This window comes from Enterobacter sp. ECC-219, assembly GCF_043966805.1.
In the GTDB taxonomy this organism is placed as follows: domain Bacteria; phylum Pseudomonadota; class Gammaproteobacteria; order Enterobacterales; family Enterobacteriaceae; genus Enterobacter; species Enterobacter cloacae_N.
The window spans coordinates 2,358,715-2,376,908 of sequence record NZ_CP143680.1; the positions used below are offsets into that span (position 1 = coordinate 2,358,715).

The window sequence follows — 18,194 nt, forward strand, 5'->3', positions numbered from 1 at the left end:
TCACTCCTTAGCTTTGTGCGGCTTTACGTGGAATAAACTCGTTTGCCACGGCTTCGCCCTGCAGCTGAAGCCGCTGCGGCTGCGGAATTTCTGGAATGGCGACGTCCAGATGTGGGAATAACAGCTCGCCCACCTTGTAGGCCTCTTCCAGGTGCGGATAGCCGGAGAGAATAAAGCTGTCGATGCCCAGGTCAGCGTATTCATTAATCCGCGCGGCCACGGTTGGCCCGTCGCCGACCAGCGCCGTGCCCGCGCCACCGCGTACCAGACCGACGCCCGCCCACAGGTTCGGGCTGATTTCCAGATTCTCGCGCTTGCCGTTGTGCAGAGAGGCCATGCGGTGCTGCCCGACGGAATCGGTTTTGGCAAACGCAGCCTGCGCCTTTGCGATGGTCTCATCGTCCAGATGGGAGATCAGACGGTCTGCCGCCTGCCAGGCTTCTTCATTGGTTTCACGCACAATCACGTGCAGGCGAATCCCAAAGCGTACCCTGCGGCCATGAGCGGTGGCTTTGGCCCGGACCTGGGCAATTTTCTCTTTTACCAGCTCCGGCGGCTCGCCCCAGGTCAGATAGAGATCGACCTGCTCGGCGGCCAGATCCTGAGCCACATCCGACGATCCGCCAAAATAGAGCGGAGGACGTGGCTGCTGCACCGGCGGGAAGTAAAGCTTTGCGTCGCGAACGTGAATATGCTTGCCTTCGAAGGTGACGGTCTCTCCTTCCAGCAGGCGCCGCCAGACGTGGGTAAACTCGGCGGAGGCTTCATAGCGCTCGGTATGGTCGAGGAACACGCCGTCGCCCGCCAGCTCCTGCGGATCGCTGCCCGTCACCAGGTTAAACAGGGCGCGGCCGTTGGAGAGTCTGTCCAGCGTTGCCGCCTGACGCGCCGCCACGGTGGGTGAAACGACGCTCGGGCGCAATGCAACCAGGAATTTAAGGCGCTGAGTGACCGGGATCATCGACGCAGCCACCAGCCAGGCATCCTCGCACGAGCGTCCGGTCGGGATCAGCACGCCGGTAAAACCGATTCGATCCGCCGCCTGCGCAATCTGCTGCAGGTAGGCATGGTCAACGGGGCGCGAGCCCTCTTCTGTGCCAAGATAGTGGCCATCGCCGTGGGTGGGTAAAAACCAGAAAAGATTCAGACTCATGATTTAGCTCCTTCTTTGCCTGCGGGCTGCCAGATGCGTTCGCGGATATCGACCTGTTTTGGCACCAGGCGGTTTTGATAGAAGAGGTCAGCGGTTTGTTGCTGAAGCGCGGCGACGTGTGCATCCACGGGCGCAATGGTGGTGGGCGGACGGTGGTTGAGATAGCTCGCGATCACCGGTTCAGGCAAGCCCATGGTCTTCGCCAGCAGGGCAATGCTCGCCTGACGCTGGGTCTGGGTCAGCGCATCGGCCTGGGTAAAGGTATCCAGTACGCCCTGAATAAATGCGCCGTTCTTTTCCGCGTAAGGGCGCGCGGCGAGGTAGAACGAGCCGGTCTGTTTCAGCGTAGTGCCGTCCTTCAGAACCCGAACGCCCCCTTGCAGTAAGGCTGCGGAGTAGTACGGATCCCAGATAGCCCAGGCATCAACGTTCTTCTGCTGGAACGCGGCGCGCGCGTCGGCAGGCGTCAGGTAAACGGGCTGAATGTCCGTGAACTTGAGCCCGGCTTCCTGTAAGGCGCGCAGCAGCAGGTTGTGCGAGCTGGAACCTTTCTGGAAAGCGACCTTATGCCCTTTAAGGTCTGCGACGCTTTTAATCTCACTGTTTTCAGGTACCAGAATGACTTCGGCTTTCGGTTTAGCGGGTTCTACGCCGACATATACCAGGTCTGCCCCGGCAGCCTGAGCAAAAATAGGCGGAATATCGCCCGTGCTGCCCAGATCGATACTGCCGACGTTCAGCGCTTCAAGCATCTGTGGCCCTGCCGGGAACTCTACCCAGGAAAATTTGGTGTCCGGGAAGCGTTTTTCCAGCAGCTGGTGGCTTTTTGCCAGCACCATGCTGACGCTGCCTTTCTGATAGCCAATGCGTAAGCTGTCCGGTGCGGTTTCTGCAGCCTGCGCCAGCGCGGTAAACGCCATCAGGCCAGCCAGTCCGAGGTAGGTTAAGGTTTTAAACATGTGCGACTCCCTGCGGCGGATTAAAAGAAGGAACCTGGATATCCCGGCGATGCAGCGCGTGCCAGAAGGTTTCCAGCGCAGCATCAAGGCGGGTTTGCAGATTCGGCGTAAAGTGCGGCTTATGCTGGTAGTCAATGACCTGTGAATCATCCGCGAAAACCCCGTGGAGGATCTCCTGAGCCTTCAGGGCGTTCAGCACCGGCTTCAGGGCATAATCCACCGCCAGTAAATGGGCAACCGTACCGCCCGTTGCCAGCGGCAGAACCACTTTGCCGTCCAGTGCGCGCTCGGGGAGAAGATCGAGCAGGGTTTTCAGCGCGCCCGAAAACGAGGCTTTATAAATCGGGGTCGCAACGATGAGGCCGTCCGCTTCCTTGAGCTGCTCAATGAGGGTTTTCAGCGCGGGGCTGTCGAAGCGGGCATACAGCAAATCTTCAGGTTCGAAGTTATGCAGATTCCAGTGGCACACTTCCACGTCGAGGGCGTTGAGCTTTTCACGAGCATATTCCAGCAGGGCGCTGGAGCGCGAAGGGAATCGTGGACTTCCGGCCAGGGTAATGACGCGCATATCTCCTCCTTATAACTAATTGTTTGCTTTTATCTAACATTCATAACAATTTTCAGGAGTGTGACATCGCGCGGTTATTCCACTAAATGATTTATCCGCAATTAAAATGCGAAAAAGCGCATAAGAAATAGACAGGGAGGTAAACGATTGCGTTTTACGCCGATTTTTTGCCGCAGGTCAATTCCCTTTCTGAGCGGGATCGCCCATAATCCCCTCCCGGTTTGCACACCGGGAATCCAGGAGAGTTCATGTACTACCCCTTCGTTCGTAAAGCCCTTTTCCAGCTCGACCCCGAGCGCGCTCATGAATTTACATTCCAGCAATTACGTCGTATTACCGGAACGCCTTTGGCTGCTCTGGTGCGTCAGAATGTGCCGGAAAAACCTGTGCAGTGCATGGGTCTGACCTTTAAAAACCCGCTGGGTCTGGCGGCGGGTCTGGACAAAAATGGCGAGTGCATTGATGCCCTGGGCGCGATGGGCTTTGGCTCTATCGAAATCGGTACCGTCACGCCGCGCCCACAGCCGGGAAATGACAAGCCGCGCCTGTTCCGCCTGGTTGAAGCCGAAGGGCTGATCAACCGCATGGGCTTTAATAACCTCGGTGTTGATCACCTTGTTGAGAACGTAAAAAAAGCCCATTTTGACGGGATATTAGGCATCAATATCGGCAAAAATAAAGACACGCCGGTAGAGCAGGGTAAAGATGACTATCTGATTTGTATGGAAAAAGTCTACGCCTATGCCGGTTATATTGCGGTGAATATTTCTTCACCCAATACCCCGGGGCTGCGTTCCTTACAATATGGCGAAGCGCTGGACGATCTTCTGAGTGCCATTAAAAATAAGCAAAATGAACTCCAGACGATCCACCATAAATATGTTCCGGTCGCGGTTAAGATCGCCCCGGATCTTTCTGCCGAAGAATTGATCCAGGTTGCCGACAGTTTGGTTCGCCATAATATTGACGGTGTGATTGCAACGAATACCACGCTCGATCGTTCGCTCGTTCAGGGAATGAAAAACTGTGACGAAGCGGGTGGGTTAAGTGGACGTCCGGTACAATTAAAAAGCACCGAAATTATTCGCGCTTTGTCTGCGGAATTAAAAGGCCGTTTACCGATTATTGGCGTCGGCGGTATCGACTCGGTGATTGCTGCGCGCGAGAAGATGGCGGCCGGTGCATCACTGGTGCAAATCTATTCCGGCTTTATTTTTAAAGGACCGCCGCTGATTAAAGAAATCGTTACTCATATCTAATCTTTTCTCTTAATCAGACAACCAGGGCTTTATTTCCAGCCCTGGTTGTTTTATATTCCGTCACTGTTGCTTATTTAGACATTATAGTCTTTTATTACTAATGTTATAAACGAAGCGGCGAACAGGACATTTTTAGTATAGGACGTTTGGGGACGGGAGAGACACATGCGAATTAAACCTGACGATAACTGGCGCTGGTATTTTTGCGACGAGCATGATCGTATGATGCTCGATTTAGCCAATGGCATGCTGTTTCGTTCTCGTTTTGCCCGCCGAATGTTAACCCCGGACGCGTTTTCCCCGTCGGGCTTTTGCGTTGATGATGCAGCGCTTTATTTCTCCTTTGAAGAAAAATGCCGCGATTTGATGCTCTCTAAAGAGCAGCGTGCCGAACTGGTATTAAATGCGCTGGTGGCTATCCGTTTCCTGAAACCGCAAATGCCGAAAAGCTGGCATTTCCTGCCTCACGGCATGGACTGGACGCCAGCAACGGGCGATGCGGCCAGCGTTAACCTGAGCGATACCGCCGAAGAGGTGAGTTTATTAGTCGTTGAGCCAGGCGAAAATGCCGCACTCTGTCTGCTGGCGCAGCCCGGCGTGACGATTGCCGGGCGGGTTATGCAGTTAGGTGATGCGATCAAAGTCATGAATGACAGGCTGAAGCCACAGCTGCGCGTAGATTCCTTCAGCCTCGAACAGGCGGTTTAAGCTTCCAGCTGTACCGACGTTTTCGGTACGCAGCTACAGCACAGAATTGTGCCGTCATTTCCAATTGCAGATTTCTTCAGCGCACTCACTTCACCCTCCAGCAGCTTGATGCGGCAGCATCCGCAGATTCCCGCGCGGCAGGAATACGGTACGCGAATACCGGCTTGCTCCAGTTGCTCCAGCAGCACCTGCTGATTGTTGCCACGAATAATCTTGCCCTGCCAGTGAATATCCACCGCAGAGGCGACGTTTGTCTCGGCCTCGACCATTTCTTCTTGCTGGCCTGCGCCATACACTCTGGCCGGCCCGCGGGCGAGAATTTCAACCTCATCGCCTACGCGAATCACGCCGCTGGAGCGGGGGATCAGGTTCTGGCCGAAATCGACATCGCCGTTATCCTGCGCGGTACGGAACGATTGCAGGGTTTTCAGCGGCTCGCCGGAAGGGTGCTTCTGGCCTTTTTCAGGACTTACCGTCGTGAAGATGCAGCGACTGCAGGGCTTCACCACGTCGAAAATAACGCTGCCTATGCGGATCGTTTTCCAGGTGTCTTCTTCCCATGCGTCGGCCCCTGTTACCACCAGGTTCGGGCGGAACTGCTCCATCTGCACGCTGGCTTTGCAGCGGTTTTGTAAGTCACGCAGCGACGCCTCGTTGGTCAGCAGGAACGGGAAGCCATCGGCGAAGGAGAGCGGTACGGCCTCGTGGCGCTTCACGCGACGCGTCAGTTCCGGACCAACCCAGCGCAGCTGCACGTCGCGGGAGAAGAAACCGCTCAGCCAGCGGTTAATCTCATCCGGGGCAATGCGCGCGGTAAAATGGTTGCCCCATACTTCCGTTGGCGCGTCGACAGCCGCAAAATCAGCAAAGCGAATCACCGTGCTGGAACCGTCCGGTGCGGTCAGATGCAAACCGTCATGAAGCGGGGAAGGGGTAAAGCGAACCATCTGCGGGAACTGGCGTGCGGTAATGAACGTGCCGTCAGGCTCGGTGACCATAAAAATACGATCGAAGGCGAATCCGCTCATGTCGGCCAGCGCGTGAGAGACGCCGATGCCGCGCATGGATTTCACCGGATGAATAAAAAGCCTGGATAACGTCGCCACTGCACACTCCCGCAAATGAAAATAAGCCTTCAACTTTATGACATACACGCCATATTAGCTATAATGCGCGACAATTTTCTAAGAGTAAAAGTGACGATATGAATTCTCTGTTTGCCAGTACGGCCCGTGGGCTGGAAGAGCTGTTAAAAACTGAACTGGAAGCCCTGGGCGCGCAAGAGTGCCAGGTGGTTCAGGGTGGTGTCCATTTTGAGGGCGACACGCGGCTTATTTACCAGAGCCTGATGTGGAGCCGTCTGGCGTCGCGCATCATGCTGCCGATGAAGGAGTGCAAGGTCTATAGCGACCTGGATCTCTACACCGGCGTACAGATGATCGACTGGACAGAGATCTTCACGCCGAACGCCACCTTCGCGGTGCATTTCAACGGCGTGAACGATGAGATCCGCAACAGCCAGTACGGCGCCCTGCGCGTCAAAGACGCCATTGTGGACTGCTTCACGCGTAAAAATAAGGAACGTCCGAACGTCGATCGCGAAAACCCGGACCTGCGCATCAACGTCTGGCTGAACGGCGACACGGCGAGTATTTCTCTCGATCTAAGCGGCGCAGGCCTGCACCTGCGCGGTTACCGCGATCGCACCGGTATGGCGCCGATCAAAGAAACCCTGGCCGCCGCCATCGTGATGCGCTCCGGCTGGCAGCCGGGCACGCCGCTGCTCGATCCGATGTGCGGTTCCGGTACGCTGCTGATTGAAGCGGCCATGCTGGCCACCGACCGTGCGCCGGGGCTGCACCGCGGCCACTGGGGCTTCAAAGGCTGGGCACAGCACGACGAAGCGCTCTGGAAAGAGGTTAAAGACGACGCGCAGACTCGCGCGCGTAAAGGCCTGGCGGAGTACACCTCGCATTTCTACGGTTCGGACAGCGATCCGCGCGTGATTGAACGCGCGCGCAGCAACGCCCGTCGCGCCGGTATCGGCGAACTGGTGACCTTCGAGGTGAAAGACGTGGCGAACCTGACCAACCCGCTGCCGAAAGGCCCGTACGGTACCGTGATCAGCAACCCGCCATACGGCGAGCGTCTGGACAGCGAGCCGGCGCTGATTGCCCTGCACAGCCTGCTGGGACGTAATATGAAGGACTACTTCGGCGGCTGGAACCTGTCTCTGTTCAGCGCCTCGCCGGAGCTGCTGAGCTGCCTGCAGCTGCGTGCCGATCGCCAGTTTAAAGCGAAAAACGGCCCGCTGGACTGCGTGCAGAAAAACTACCATCTGGCGGAGAAAGCGGCGGACAGCAAGCCTACCGGCGTGGCGGAAGATTACGCCAACCGTCTGCGCAAGAATCTGAAGAAGTTTGAGAAGTGGGCTAAGCAGGAAGGGATCGAGTGTTACCGCCTGTACGATGCCGACCTGCCGGAGTACAACGTGGCGGTTGACCGCTACGCGGACTGGGTGGTGATTCAGGAATATGCTCCGCCGAAAACCATTGATGCGCAAAAAGCGCGTCAGCGTATGCTGGACGTTATTGCGGCAACTATCGCCGTGCTGGGGATTGCACCGAACAAGCTGGTGCTGAAAACCCGCGAGCGTCAGAAGGGTAAAAACCAGTACCAGAAAATGGGCGAAAAGGGCGACTTTATCGAAGTGGGCGAATACAACGCCCGCCTGTGGGTGAACCTGACCGACTATCTTGATACTGGCCTGTTCCTCGACCACCGTATCGCCCGCCGCATGCTCGGCCAGATGAGCAAAGGGAAAGATTTCCTCAACCTGTTCTCCTATACCGGGAGCGCCAGCGTGCACGCCGGTCTCGGCGGCGCGCGCAGCACCACTACGGTGGATATGTCCCGCACCTATCTGGAGTGGGCCGAGCGCAACCTGCGTCTCAATGGCCTGACCGGACGCCAGCATCGCCTGATGCAGGCCGACGTGCTGGGCTGGCTGCGCGATACCGACGAGCAGTTCGACCTGATCTTTATCGATCCGCCGACCTTCTCCAACTCCAAGCGCATGGAGGATAGCTTTGACGTTCAACGCGATCACCTGCGCCTGATGACCGACCTGAAGCGCCTGCTGCGCAAAGGCGGCACCATTATGTTCTCGAACAACAAACGCGGCTTCCGTATGGATCATGACGGCTTAGCAGCCCTGGGCCTGAAAGCACAAGAAATCAGCCAAAAAACGCTGTCTCAGGACTTCGCCCGCAACCGTCAAATTCATAACTGCTGGTTGATTACCGCGGTCTGAAAGGAAAAATAAATGTCATTAATTAGTATGCACGGCGCGTGGCTCTCTTTCAGCGACTCGCCGCTTCTCGATAATGCAGAGCTGCATATCGAAGATAACGAGCGCGTCTGTCTGGTGGGCCGTAACGGCGCGGGTAAATCCACGCTGATGAAAATTCTCAACCGCGAGCAGGGGCTGGATGACGGCCGCATCGTGTACGAGCAGGATCTGATTGTCTCCCGCCTCCAGCAGGACCCGCCGCGCCATGTGACCGGCAGCGTGTACGATTTCGTGGCGGAAGGCATCTCTGAGCAGGCCGAATACCTGAAGCGCTATCACGAGATTTCGCATCTGGTGATGACCGACCCGAGCGACAAGAACCTCAACGAACTGGCGAAAGTGCAGGAGATGCTCGATCACCACGGCCTGTGGCAGCTGGAAAACCGCATTAATGAAGTGCTGGCGCAGCTCGGTCTCGAAGCGGATATGGAACTTTCGGCGCTCTCCGGCGGCTGGCTGCGTAAAGCGGCTCTGGGCCGCGCGCTGGTCAGCGGGCCGAAGGTGCTGCTGCTGGACGAACCGACCAACCACCTGGATATCGAAGCGATTGACTGGCTGGAAGGGTTCCTGAAAACCTTCAGTGGCACCATCATCTTTATCTCGCACGACCGTTCGTTTATTCGCAATATGGCGACGCGCATTGTCGACCTCGACCGCGGCAAGCTGGTCACCTATCCAGGCGATTACGACACCTATCTGCTGGAGAAAGAAGAAAACCTGCGCGTGGAAGAATTGCAGAACGCCGAGTTCGACCGCAAGCTGGCGCAGGAAGAGGTGTGGATCCGCCAGGGCATCAAGGCCCGTCGCACCCGTAACGAGGGCCGCGTGCGCGCGCTGAAGGCCATGCGCCGTGAGCGCAGCGAACGCCGTGAAGTGATGGGCAGCGCCAAAATGCAGGTGGAAGAGGCGTCCCGCTCTGGCAAGATCGTCTTCGAAATGGAAAACGTCAACTACCAGGTAGACGGCAAGGTGCTGGTGAAAGATTTCTCCGCGCAGGTTCAGCGCGGCGATAAAATTGCACTGATTGGTCCGAACGGCTGCGGTAAAACCACGCTGCTTAAGCTAATGCTGGGCCAACTGCAGGCTGACAGCGGCCGCATTCACTGTGGCACGAAGCTGGAAGTGGCCTACTTCGACCAGCACCGCGCGGAGCTGGATCCGGATCGCACGGTAATGGATAACCTCGCTGAAGGTAAGCAGGAAGTGATGGTAAACGGTAAGCCGCGCCACGTGCTGGGCTACCTGCAGGACTTCCTGTTCCACCCGAAACGTGCGATGACGCCGGTGCGCGCGCTCTCCGGCGGGGAGCGTAACCGTCTTCTGCTGGCTCGTCTGTTCCTGAAGCCAAGCAACCTGCTGATCCTCGATGAACCGACGAACGATCTGGATGTCGAAACGCTGGAATTACTGGAAGAGCTGATCGACGGTTATCAGGGAACCGTGATGCTGGTTAGCCACGATCGTCAGTTCGTGGATAACACCGTGACCGAGTGCTGGATCTTCGAAGGTGAAGGGCGAATTGGCCAATACGTCGGCGGTTATCACGATGCAAAAGGCCAGCAGTCGCAGTCTCTGGCGCAGAAACAGTCGAAGTCCAGAACAAGTTCTGAACCTGCTGTAACAAAAGCAGAAACTGTCAAGAAAACCTCGGCTAAACTAAGCTATAACCTGCAGCGCGAACTGGAGGGGCTACCTCAGCGTCTCGAAGAGCTGGAGGCCGCGCTTGAGGAGCTGCAAGCGCAGGTGGCTGATGCGTCATTCTTCACCCAATCGCATGACTATACTCAGAAAGTACTGGCTGAAATGTCCGCGGCTGAAAAAGCCCTGGAAGAAGCATTTGAGCGCTGGGAGTACCTTGAGTCTCTGAAAAACGGCGCATAAACAGGGATTAAATATGTGTGACCAGCACCATGCCGACAGGCATATATTATGCTCGCAATGCGATATGCTCGTGGCGTTGCCAGAGCTTGGTCACGGACATAAAGCCCTGTGTCCACGCTGTGGCGCGACGTTGACAACCGAGTGGGACGCGCCGCGGCAGCGTCCCACTGCCTACGCGCTGGCAGCACTGTTCATGCTGCTGCTCTCCAATCTCTTCCCCTTCATCTATATGAAGGTCGGTGGGATGACAAGTCAGGTGAATCTGCTTGAAATCCCGGGCGTGATGTTCTCGGAAGATTACGCCAGCCTCGGCACCTTTTTTCTGCTGTTTGTCCAGATAGTCCCGGCGTTTTGCCTGGTCGTCATCCTGTTGCTGGTCAACCGCGTCAGAATGCCGGCATCACTGAAAATCTGGCTCGCGCGTATCCTTTTTCAGCTCAAAAGCTGGGGGATGGCTGAGATTTTTCTGGCGGGGATACTGGTCAGTTTCGTGAAGCTGATGGCGTACGGCGATGTGGGGATTGGCAGCAGCTTTATTCCCTGGTGTCTGTATTGCATTCTGCAGCTGCGCGCTTTCCAGTGCGTGGACAGGCGCTGGGCCTGGGATGATATCGCCCCGGCACCGACGCTCGCGCAGACGGTGAAGGTGGGCGTGCCGGGTATTCGTCAGGGGCTCCGTTCTTGTCCGTGCTGTACCGCCGTGCTGCCTGCCGATCTCGAGGTTTGTCCGCGCTGCGAAACGAAGGGCCATGTTCGGCGTAAAAACAGCCTGCAGTGGACGATGGCGCTGCTGGTGACCTCCGTCATGCTGTATCTGCCCGCCAATATTCTGCCGATTATGATCACCGATTTGCTCGGCGACAAAATGCCCTCGACGATCCTCGCCGGAGTCATACTGCTGTGGGGCGAAGGATCCTATCCTGTCGCCGGCGTGATTTTCATCGCCAGTATCATGGTGCCCACCTTGAAAATGATCGCGATTGCCTGGCTCTGCTGGGATGCAAAAGGCCACGGAAAGCGCGACAGCGAACGCATGCACCTGATTTACGAAGTGGTCGAATTTGTCGGTCGTTGGTCAATGATCGACGTGTTTGTAATTGCCGTTCTCTCTGCGCTGGTGCGGATGGGCGGTTTGATGAGTATTTATCCCGCGATGGGGGCTTTAATGTTTGCACTGGTCGTGATTATGACCATGTTTGCGGCCATGACCTTCGACCCTCGTTTATCGTGGGATCGTGAGCCTGAATCAAGCCATGAGGAAGAGTAAGAGCATGGAAAATAAGAGTGGAGAGGCGAAAGTGCAGAAGGTCAAAAACTGGTCGCCGGTGTGGATTTTTCCCATTGTGACTGCGCTGATCGGTGCCTGGATCCTGTTTTATCATTACAGCCATCAGGGGCCGGAAGTGACGCTGATTACCACCAATGCCGAGGGGATTGAGGGCGGTAAAACGACCATCAAAAGCCGTAGCGTGGATGTGGGCGTGGTGGAAAGCGCAACCCTGACCGACGATTTAACCCATGTGGAGATTAAGGCGCGCCTTAATGCCGGCATGGAAAAACTGCTGCACGGCGATTCTGTTTTCTGGGTAGTTAAACCGCAGGTGGGGCGTGAAGGGATCAGCGGCTTAGGGACGCTGCTTTCGGGTGCCTACATCGAGCTGCAGCCAGGTGCAAAAGGCAACCAGCCGGCGCAGTACCAGCTTCTGGATTCACCGCCGCTGGCACCGCCTGATGCAAAAGGTATCCGCGTGATCCTCGACAGTAAAAAAGCGGGCCAACTCACGGCGGGTGACCCGGTACTGTTCCGCGGCTATCGCGTGGGGTCGGTGGAGAAAAGCACGTTCGATCCTCAGAAAAGAGCTATCAGCTATCAGCTGTTCATCAATGCGCCTAACGATCGTCTGGTCACCAGCAACGTCCGTTTCTGGAAAGACAGCGGCATCGCGGTGGATCTGACCTCGGCGGGCATGCGCGTTGAAATGGGATCGCTGACAACGCTGTTTGGCGGCGGCGTGAGCTTTGACGTACCGGAAGGGCTCGACCTGGGGCAGCCGGTTGCGGAGAACACTGCTTTCCGCCTGTTCGACGATCAAAAAAGCATTCAGGATGCGCTCTACACCGATCACGTTGACTTCCTGATGTTCTTCAAAGATTCCGTCCGCGGTCTGCAGCCGGGAGCGCCTGTTGAGTTCCGCGGTATTCGCCTTGGTACGGTTGGACAAGTTCCGTTCTTTGTGCCTGGCCTGCAGCAGGTACTGGATGATGATTACCGCATACCGGTGCTGATTCGTATTGAACCCGAACGCCTGATCAACCAGATTGGCGAGAATCAGGATATTGCCACCCACATCAGCCAGCTGATGGAACGCGGTCTGCGTGGATCGTTGAAGACGGGTAACCTGGTGACCGGTGCGCTGTATGTGGATATGGACTTCTACCCGAAAGCACCGCCGATTACCGGTATTCGCGAATTCGGTGGCTATAAGATCATCCCAACGGTGAGCAGCGGTCTGGCGCAGATCCAGCAGCGTCTGATGGAGACGCTGGATAAGATCAACAATCTGCCATTGAACCCAATGATTGAAGCAGCGACAGGTTCATTGCATCAAAGCCAGGCGACAATGCAACGCCTGCAGGCCACGCTGGATAACATCAATAAGATCACCGCCAGCCAGAGCATGCAGCAGCTGCCGCAGGATATGCAGAAAACGCTGCGTGAGCTGAACCGCAGTATGCAGGGCTTCCAGCCCGGCTCGGCGGCATACAACAAGATGGTCGCAGATATGCAGCGTCTCGATCAGGTCTTGCGCGAACTGCAGCCGGTTCTGAAAACGCTCAACGAGAAGAGCAATGCGCTGGTGTTCGAAGCGAAAGATAAAAAGGATCCTGAGCCGAAGAGGGCGAAACAATGAAAAAATGGCTAGCGATTGCAGGAGCTATGGTACTCACGGCCTGTAGCTCCGGGAGCGAAACGAAAAGCTACTACCAGCTACCGATGGGGACGCAGGCGGTTACGCAAAGTAGCGCCTCGCAGGGCAACCGTCTGCTGTGGGTTGAGCAGGTCGCCGTGCCAGATTACCTGGCCGGCAACGGAGTGGTCTATCAGACCAGCGATGTGCAGTACGTTATCGCCAACAACAACCTGTGGGCCAGTCCGCTGGATCAGCAGCTACGCAATACGCTGGTGGCGAATCTTGGCAGTCAGCTTCCGGGCTGGGTTGTTGCCTCCCAGCCTCTGGGAAGCGATCAGGACACGCTGAACGTCACGGTAACGGGCTTCCATGGTCGTTATGACGGTGCCGTTGTCATCAGCGGCGAGTGGCTGTTGAATCATCAGGGACAGCTGATTAAGCGTCCTTTCCATCTGGAGCTGAAGCAGCAGAAGGATGGCTATGATGAAATGGTGAAAGTGCTGGCCCAGGGCTGGGCGCAGGAATCAGCCAGTATCGCCAGGGAAATTTCCCGGCTGCCATAAGTAAAATTCATCGTCAAAAACCGCAATCGGCCTGGTGCTGATTGCGGTTTTTTTTTCGTTTTGGCGTCAGGTTGTTACTTGTGCCGCGTCACAATTTTTGTACAAATGATCTTCTGGCTAGCTCACAAATATGACACCCGTATGAATTTTGAACATTGACGCTGGGACTAATTCGGGGTATTCGTTATCTGTGCCTGCGCATCTGGCGCAGACACTGTTTTCTTTCCACCAGACAAAAGAATGAGGGAAACGAGGCATGAAGAGACAGAAACGAGATCGCCTGGAACGGGCTCATCAACGTGGTTATCAGGCCGGCATCGCTGGACGTTCGAAAGAAATGTGTCCTTATCAGACGATAAACCAAAGGTCACAATGGCTGGGAGGCTGGCGAGAAGCCATCGGCGATAGGGCACTTATAGCCTGATAACGTCTCTTTAAAAAAAGAAACCTCCGCACTGCGGAGGTTTCGCCTTTCTGGATGGGGCTAAAAGCCGTTATCAGAAAGCAGAGGTATCCTGGAACAGACCCACTTTCAGGTCGTTAGCGGTATAGATCAGACGACCGTCTACCAGCACTTCGCCATCTGCCAGGCCCATAATCAGGCGACGGTTAACGATGCGCTTGAAGTGAATACGATAAGTCACTTTCTTCGCCGTAGGCAGAACCTGACCGGTGAATTTCACTTCGCCCACGCCCAGCGCGCGGCCTTTACCTTCACCACCCAGCCAGCCCAGATAGAAGCCAACCAGCTGCCACATGGCATCCAGGCCCAGGCAGCCAGGCATTACCGGATCGCCAATAAAGTGGCAACCGAAGAACCACAGGTCCGGGTTGATATCGAGTTCTGCTTCTACGTAACCCTTATCGAAGTTGCCGCCGGTTTCGGTCATTTTCACGACACGGTCCATCATCAGCATGTTCGGGGCCGGTAACTGTGGGCCTTTCGCGCCAAACAGTTCTCCGCGACCAGAGGCAAGAAGGTCTTCTTTTGTATAGGATTCGCGTTTATCTACCATGTTCTCAGTAAGCCTTATTTTAGTGAAGGACGCAGGATAGCTAACACGTGTACGCTGAACAAGTCCGATCAGTTCGAACTGAACCAACCCAGCCAGCGTAACGGCCATGGATAACGATGACGAGCATCCTGCTGTGTCGCCTGAGCAATGCGCTCCTGGATAGTCTGCATCAGGGTCGTCTGCCCCTCGCCATCCCATACCAGGTTTGTCAGTAAGGGTAGTGCATCCTCAATCCCTTCGATTGCCCAGATGGCGAATTGTTCCTGTTCAACCGCGTCCAGAATATCCTGGCTCAGGCTGAGATGGCGTACGTTGGGCGCGGGAATAATCACCCCCTGTTTGCCGTTTAAACCACGCTGCTGACAAATAGAGAAGAAGCCTTCAATTTTTTCGTTCAGACCGCCAACGGGCTGAGCACGACCAAACTGATCGACCGAACCGGTGATGGCAATATTCTGGTTGATCGGCACGTCCGCCAGGGCGCTGATTAAGGCGCACAGCTCTGCCATAGAGGCGCTATCGCCATCCACTTCGCTGTAGGACTGTTCGAACGTCAGCGAGGCGGAGAAGGGGATTTGCTGCTCGAGCTGCAGCTCGGACATCAAAAACGCCTGCATGATCATCATGCCTTTGGCGTGAATGTTTCCGCCCAGCTCGGCTTTGCGTTCAATATCAGTAAACTCGCCATCGCCAATATGCACAACGCAGCTGATACGGGACGGTTCACCGAACGCGCGCGGATGGCCGGGAAATTCAATCACCGACAGGGCGTTAATCTGACCGACGCGTTCGCCTTCGGTCTCGACCAGAATTTGTTCCAGCAGAATTTCATCCTGCATGCGATCAGCAAGGTAGCCTTCGCGCCACTCCCGCTGCGCCAGCATCTGGGTGAGCTGTTCGCCAGTAAACGCGCCGTTACCGCCGATGGTACCCACCTCACGCAACTGCTTGCCGATCCAGAGCGGGCAGAGCGGCAGGGTCTCCTGGTCACCGGTATAGCGAACGGCTTCACGGATCAAACCCGGCCACGCGTCGGCGGCAGGCGTTGGCAATGCGAAACGTTCCGCCACGGCCATCACCCACTGACACCACTGCGCCATGTCGTCAGCATCGGCAATCTGGATGTTGTCTTCATATTCGCTGTAAACTGCCTGCTCGGCCAGTTCCGGCTCCATTTCCTGGAAGTCCGCCAGCGATTCGCGGTCGCCCGTCAGCACGACGGTCAGCGACAGCGGCATTGACGGCACGGAGACAGGAAGCGGACGAGACTCATCGTAACCGACCCAGTCAAAGCGCTGTTGGGTCACAATGGTTTTCAGGCGCATCCACAGCAGCGGCTGCGAGAGCAGGGTGCGCAGTGAGATGATGAGCACGCCGCCGTTTGCGCGATGCACCAGCCCCGGCTGCAGGGAAAGCTCGCCGTTAAACTGGCGCAGACAGCCAAAGAGCTGTTCAGCCTCGACCCAATTAGCGGTTATCACCTCGCCTTTAGCAGCAAAACGACCGTCGGCCTGGCCCGCCGGTTCGAAGGTAATATTATTCCCCGCGATACGATACTGGCCGCCAAAGACCGCGTTGGTGTCCGGCTGCAGCTGGCGCATGGCATCCCCAAGCAGCGTCAGATATTCCGCTTCTTCCGGGGCTTTCAGCAGCATGAAGGGCGATGTCGCCCACGGACTTAACGCCTGCTCCAGCGCATAATGTAAGCGTGGTTGCGTATCGCTAAGGATGAATTCGTGTTCTTTTGCGAGATCGGGCTGTGCAAACAGTTCCTGATAGCTCTCGGCATCCGGAACAAGGTCACGCCATGCTAGTTTCGTAATGGTCAAAGTTGATGTTTTTTAGTCAGATGTAAAAGCGTGGAGTATACCGTAAGCGGGGGGCTCTACCCAAGCAGGATCGGGTATTTCAGCAGGCGGATTGGCCGCATTCACTCACAGGATATGATTTCTTTTCAGCAGATTGCTAAAAAACTGATATTCTGAACAGAGTTACGTGGTAACACTGAGATCGCAATGAAATATCAACAACTGGAAAATCTCGAAAGCGGCTGGAAATGGAAGTACCTGGTCAAAAAGCACCGTGAAGGGGAGCTGATCACCTGCTACATCGAAGCCAGCGCTGCGCAAGAAGCCGTGGATATTTTGCTGACCCTCGAAAATGAACCGGTACAGGTTAATGGCTGGATTGAGAAGCACATTAATCCTGCGTTGCTAAACCGGATGAAGCAAACTATCCGCGCGCGACGTAAACGGCATTTTAATGCTGAGCATCAGCATACCCGGAAAAAGTCCATCGATCTTGAATTCGTGGTCTGGCAGCGTCTGGCTGGGCTGGCGCAACGGCGTGGTAAGACCCTGTCGGAAACCATCGTGCAGTTGATTGAGGATGCCGAACATAAAGAGAAGTACGCTAACCAGATGTCGTCGCTGAAAAACGACCTTCAGGCGTTGTTGGGCAAAAAGTAGATTTTTGTTTTCTTCAGACAATAAAAAACCCCGCATGGCGGGGTTTTTTTATAAGACGATAACTTATGCCGCTGGCTGAGTTACAACGTCTTTAACGCCTTTAACTTCGATCTCTACGCGACGATCTGGTGCCAGGCAGTCGATCAGTGCAGCGCGAGCTTTAACGTTGTCACAGGTGTTGCCAGTAACTGGGTTAGATTCGCCCATACCACGTGGGGAGATCTTGTTAGCTGGGATACCTTTAGAGATCAGGTAATCAACAACAGACTGAGCACGTTTCTCAGACAGTTTCTGGTTGTAAGCGTCAGAACCGATGCGGTCGGTGAAGCCCAGAACCACTACAGAACCGTCTTTAGGATCCAGGTTGCTCAGCTGGGTGTACAGCTGATCCAGTGCCTGCTGACCTTCTGGTTTCAGGGTCGCTTTGTTGAAGTTGAACAGAACGTCAGACTTCAGAGTGAAGTGCTTGGTCTGTACTTCTGGAGCTGGAGCCGGCGCTGGAGCAACAACTGGTGCTGCATCTTCCTGCTGGCCGAAACGGTAGGAAACACCTACGCTCAGCATGCCGTTGTCTGGACGAACGCCAACGGTAGCACCGTCACCGATGTTGTTAACCCACTGGTATTCCAGACGGGTAGCGATGTCACGGGTCATAGCCCACTCAACGCCACCAGCGAATACTGGGGAAACGCCAGTGTCATGGTCGTCGCCAGCGATGTTGTTGCTGGAGTCTGCACGCCATACCATGCCGCCCAGACGGGTGTACACGTCCAGATCGTCAGTTACTGGGTAACCCAGTTTAGCGGTCAGCTGAACGCCCTGAGCTTTGAAAGCGCCATTGATGGTGTCGCCTTTGTATGGCATACGACCTAACCAGTCGTAACCCATTTCAAAGCCAACATACGGGTTAACCTGATAGCCACCGAACGCACCTGCACCAAGCTGGCTCTCGTGAGTAGGGCCATCGTTGTTCAGGCTGCTGTTGTACCAGCCAGTGTCATGGAACTGAGACCAGCCCAGTTTACCACCTGCATACCAGGTATTATCTTTCGGAGCGGCCTGCGCTACGGTAGCGAAGCCAGCCAGTGCCACTGCAATCGCGATAGCTGTCTTTTTCATTTTTTGCGCCTCGTTATCATCCAAAATTCGCCATGAAGGTCTCAAGAGAGAATCACGGTTAAATCCTTCACCGGGGGGCGTGGTCAAATATAAATCTACCGATATCTTCGGCTTAGGCCGAGCACCCCTGGCGATGTAAAGTCTACAACGTAGCTGAAAACTTACAAGTGTGAAGTCTGTCAGGCATATGAAAAAAAAAGTTCCGTATACCTATTATTTAACATTTTTAGAACGAA

16 protein-coding genes are annotated in these 18,194 nt (G+C 55.5%); 9 read left to right on the forward strand and 7 right to left on the reverse strand.

The window, feature by feature from the left end; all coding sequences use genetic code 11:
• Positions 1-7 precede the first annotated feature (7 nt).
• Genes ssuD through ssuE form a run of 3 tightly spaced genes read right to left on the reverse strand, consistent with a single transcriptional unit; the run spans position 8 to position 2,680 of the window.
• Entirely contained in the window at positions 8-1,153 is a 1,146-nt protein-coding gene (gene ssuD, locus V1603_RS11000) for an FMNH2-dependent alkanesulfonate monooxygenase (RefSeq protein WP_395313919.1), read from the reverse strand.
• Positions 1,150-2,112, reverse strand: a complete 963-nt coding sequence (locus V1603_RS11005; protein WP_163328619.1) for a sulfonate ABC transporter substrate-binding protein — start codon at positions 2,110-2,112, stop codon at positions 1,150-1,152. Before V1603_RS11005 ends, ssuD begins: the two co-directional genes overlap by 4 nt.
• Entirely contained in the window at positions 2,105-2,680 is a 576-nt protein-coding gene (gene ssuE / locus V1603_RS11010) for an NADPH-dependent FMN reductase (RefSeq protein WP_116340916.1), read from the reverse strand. Before ssuE ends, V1603_RS11005 begins: the two co-directional genes overlap by 8 nt.
• A 248-nt stretch (positions 2,681-2,928) precedes the next feature.
• Between ssuE and pyrD the strand changes: the two genes are divergently transcribed.
• Together pyrD and zapC are read left to right on the forward strand one after the other, a co-directional pair.
• Positions 2,929-3,939: a quinone-dependent dihydroorotate dehydrogenase gene (gene pyrD, locus V1603_RS11015; RefSeq protein WP_032638810.1), complete on the forward strand. Its 1,011-nt coding sequence runs from the start codon at positions 2,929-2,931 to the stop codon at positions 3,937-3,939.
• Positions 3,940-4,104: 165 nt separating this feature from the next.
• Positions 4,105-4,647: a cell division protein ZapC gene (zapC, locus tag V1603_RS11020; protein WP_163328621.1), complete on the forward strand. Its 543-nt coding sequence runs from the start codon at positions 4,105-4,107 to the stop codon at positions 4,645-4,647.
• Here the strand turns inward: zapC and V1603_RS11025 are convergent.
• Positions 4,644-5,753 carry a YcbX family protein gene (locus V1603_RS11025; protein ID WP_395313920.1) on the reverse strand — a complete coding sequence of 370 codons (1,110 nt, stop codon included), beginning with the start codon at positions 5,751-5,753 and terminating at the stop codon, positions 4,644-4,646. The genes zapC and V1603_RS11025 overlap by 4 nt on opposite strands.
• 98 nt (positions 5,754-5,851) lie before the next feature.
• Between V1603_RS11025 and rlmKL the strand changes: the two genes are divergently transcribed.
• The 6 genes from rlmKL (at position 5,852) to rmf (ending at position 13,779) form a co-directional block, all read left to right on the forward strand.
• Positions 5,852-7,960 (forward strand): bifunctional 23S rRNA (guanine(2069)-N(7))-methyltransferase RlmK/23S rRNA (guanine(2445)-N(2))-methyltransferase RlmL, encoded by a 2,109-nt coding sequence (gene rlmKL, locus V1603_RS11030; protein ID WP_028012595.1) that lies wholly within the window; start codon positions 5,852-5,854, stop codon positions 7,958-7,960.
• A 12-nt stretch (positions 7,961-7,972) separates the two neighbouring features.
• Positions 7,973-9,880, forward strand: coding sequence for an ABC transporter ATP-binding protein (locus V1603_RS11035; protein ID WP_116340910.1), 1,908 nt, complete (start codon positions 7,973-7,975; stop codon positions 9,878-9,880).
• Between the two features lie 13 nt (positions 9,881-9,893).
• Entirely contained in the window at positions 9,894-11,147 is a 1,254-nt protein-coding gene (gene pqiA, locus V1603_RS11040) for a membrane integrity-associated transporter subunit PqiA (RefSeq protein WP_395313921.1), read from the forward strand.
• A gap of 4 nt (positions 11,148-11,151) precedes the next feature.
• The gene (gene pqiB, locus V1603_RS11045) at positions 11,152-12,792 is read left to right on the forward strand and encodes an intermembrane transport protein PqiB (RefSeq protein WP_116340907.1); all 1,641 of its coding nucleotides are present in this window, start codon (positions 11,152-11,154) and stop codon (positions 12,790-12,792) included.
• Positions 12,789-13,355, forward strand: a complete 567-nt coding sequence (pqiC, locus tag V1603_RS11050) for a membrane integrity-associated transporter subunit PqiC (RefSeq protein ID WP_116340906.1) — start codon at positions 12,789-12,791, stop codon at positions 13,353-13,355. The genes pqiB and pqiC overlap by 4 nt, the downstream gene beginning before the upstream one ends.
• Before the next feature lie 256 nt (positions 13,356-13,611).
• Entirely contained in the window at positions 13,612-13,779 is a 168-nt protein-coding gene (rmf, locus tag V1603_RS11055; protein ID WP_013097261.1) for a ribosome modulation factor, read from the forward strand.
• A 73-nt stretch (positions 13,780-13,852) separates the two neighbouring features.
• On the opposite strand, the gene fabA is transcribed toward rmf, so the two are convergent.
• Together fabA and V1603_RS11065 are read right to left on the reverse strand one after the other, a co-directional pair.
• Complete coding sequence (fabA, locus tag V1603_RS11060; RefSeq protein ID WP_000227926.1) at positions 13,853-14,371, reverse strand: bifunctional 3-hydroxydecanoyl-ACP dehydratase/trans-2-decenoyl-ACP isomerase; 519 nt, start codon at positions 14,369-14,371, stop codon at positions 13,853-13,855.
• Positions 14,372-14,439: 68 nt separating this feature from the next.
• Positions 14,440-16,200 (reverse strand): AAA family ATPase, encoded by a 1,761-nt coding sequence (locus V1603_RS11065; RefSeq protein WP_395313922.1) that lies wholly within the window; start codon positions 16,198-16,200, stop codon positions 14,440-14,442.
• A 186-nt stretch (positions 16,201-16,386) separates the two neighbouring features.
• Between V1603_RS11065 and matP the strand changes: the two genes are divergently transcribed.
• The gene (matP, locus tag V1603_RS11070; protein WP_023332611.1) at positions 16,387-16,839 is read left to right on the forward strand and encodes a macrodomain Ter protein MatP; all 453 of its coding nucleotides are present in this window, start codon (positions 16,387-16,389) and stop codon (positions 16,837-16,839) included.
• A gap of 63 nt (positions 16,840-16,902) precedes the next feature.
• Here the strand turns inward: matP and ompA are convergent, their stop codons facing one another.
• The gene (gene ompA, locus V1603_RS11075; protein ID WP_108780329.1) at positions 16,903-17,958 is read right to left on the reverse strand and encodes a porin OmpA; all 1,056 of its coding nucleotides are present in this window, start codon (positions 17,956-17,958) and stop codon (positions 16,903-16,905) included.
• Between the last annotated feature and the right edge of the window lie 236 nt (positions 17,959-18,194).

Excerpts from the sequence above, each read along its gene's own strand:
- ssuD (WP_395313919.1), bottom strand. The coding sequence starts at position 1,153 with ATGAGTCTGAATCTTTTCTGGTTTTTACCCACCCACGGCGATGGCCAC.
- V1603_RS11005 (WP_163328619.1), bottom strand. The coding sequence starts at position 2,112 with ATGTTTAAAACCTTAACCTACCTCGGACTGGCTGGCCTGATGGCGTTT.
- ssuE (WP_116340916.1), bottom strand. The coding sequence starts at position 2,680 with ATGCGCGTCATTACCCTGGCCGGAAGTCCACGATTCCCTTCGCGCTCC.
- pyrD (WP_032638810.1), top strand. The coding sequence starts at position 2,929 with ATGTACTACCCCTTCGTTCGTAAAGCCCTTTTCCAGCTCGACCCCGAG.
- zapC (WP_163328621.1), top strand. The coding sequence starts at position 4,105 with ATGCGAATTAAACCTGACGATAACTGGCGCTGGTATTTTTGCGACGAG.
- rlmKL (WP_028012595.1), top strand. The coding sequence starts at position 5,852 with ATGAATTCTCTGTTTGCCAGTACGGCCCGTGGGCTGGAAGAGCTGTTA.
- V1603_RS11035 (WP_116340910.1), top strand. The coding sequence starts at position 7,973 with ATGTCATTAATTAGTATGCACGGCGCGTGGCTCTCTTTCAGCGACTCG.
- pqiA (WP_395313921.1), top strand. The coding sequence starts at position 9,894 with ATGTGTGACCAGCACCATGCCGACAGGCATATATTATGCTCGCAATGC.
- pqiB (WP_116340907.1), top strand. The coding sequence starts at position 11,152 with ATGGAAAATAAGAGTGGAGAGGCGAAAGTGCAGAAGGTCAAAAACTGG.
- pqiC (WP_116340906.1), top strand. The coding sequence starts at position 12,789 with ATGAAAAAATGGCTAGCGATTGCAGGAGCTATGGTACTCACGGCCTGT.
- rmf (WP_013097261.1), top strand. The coding sequence starts at position 13,612 with ATGAAGAGACAGAAACGAGATCGCCTGGAACGGGCTCATCAACGTGGT.
- fabA (WP_000227926.1), bottom strand. The coding sequence starts at position 14,371 with ATGGTAGATAAACGCGAATCCTATACAAAAGAAGACCTTCTTGCCTCT.
- matP (WP_023332611.1), top strand. The coding sequence starts at position 16,387 with ATGAAATATCAACAACTGGAAAATCTCGAAAGCGGCTGGAAATGGAAG.
- ompA (WP_108780329.1), bottom strand. The coding sequence starts at position 17,958 with ATGAAAAAGACAGCTATCGCGATTGCAGTGGCACTGGCTGGCTTCGCT.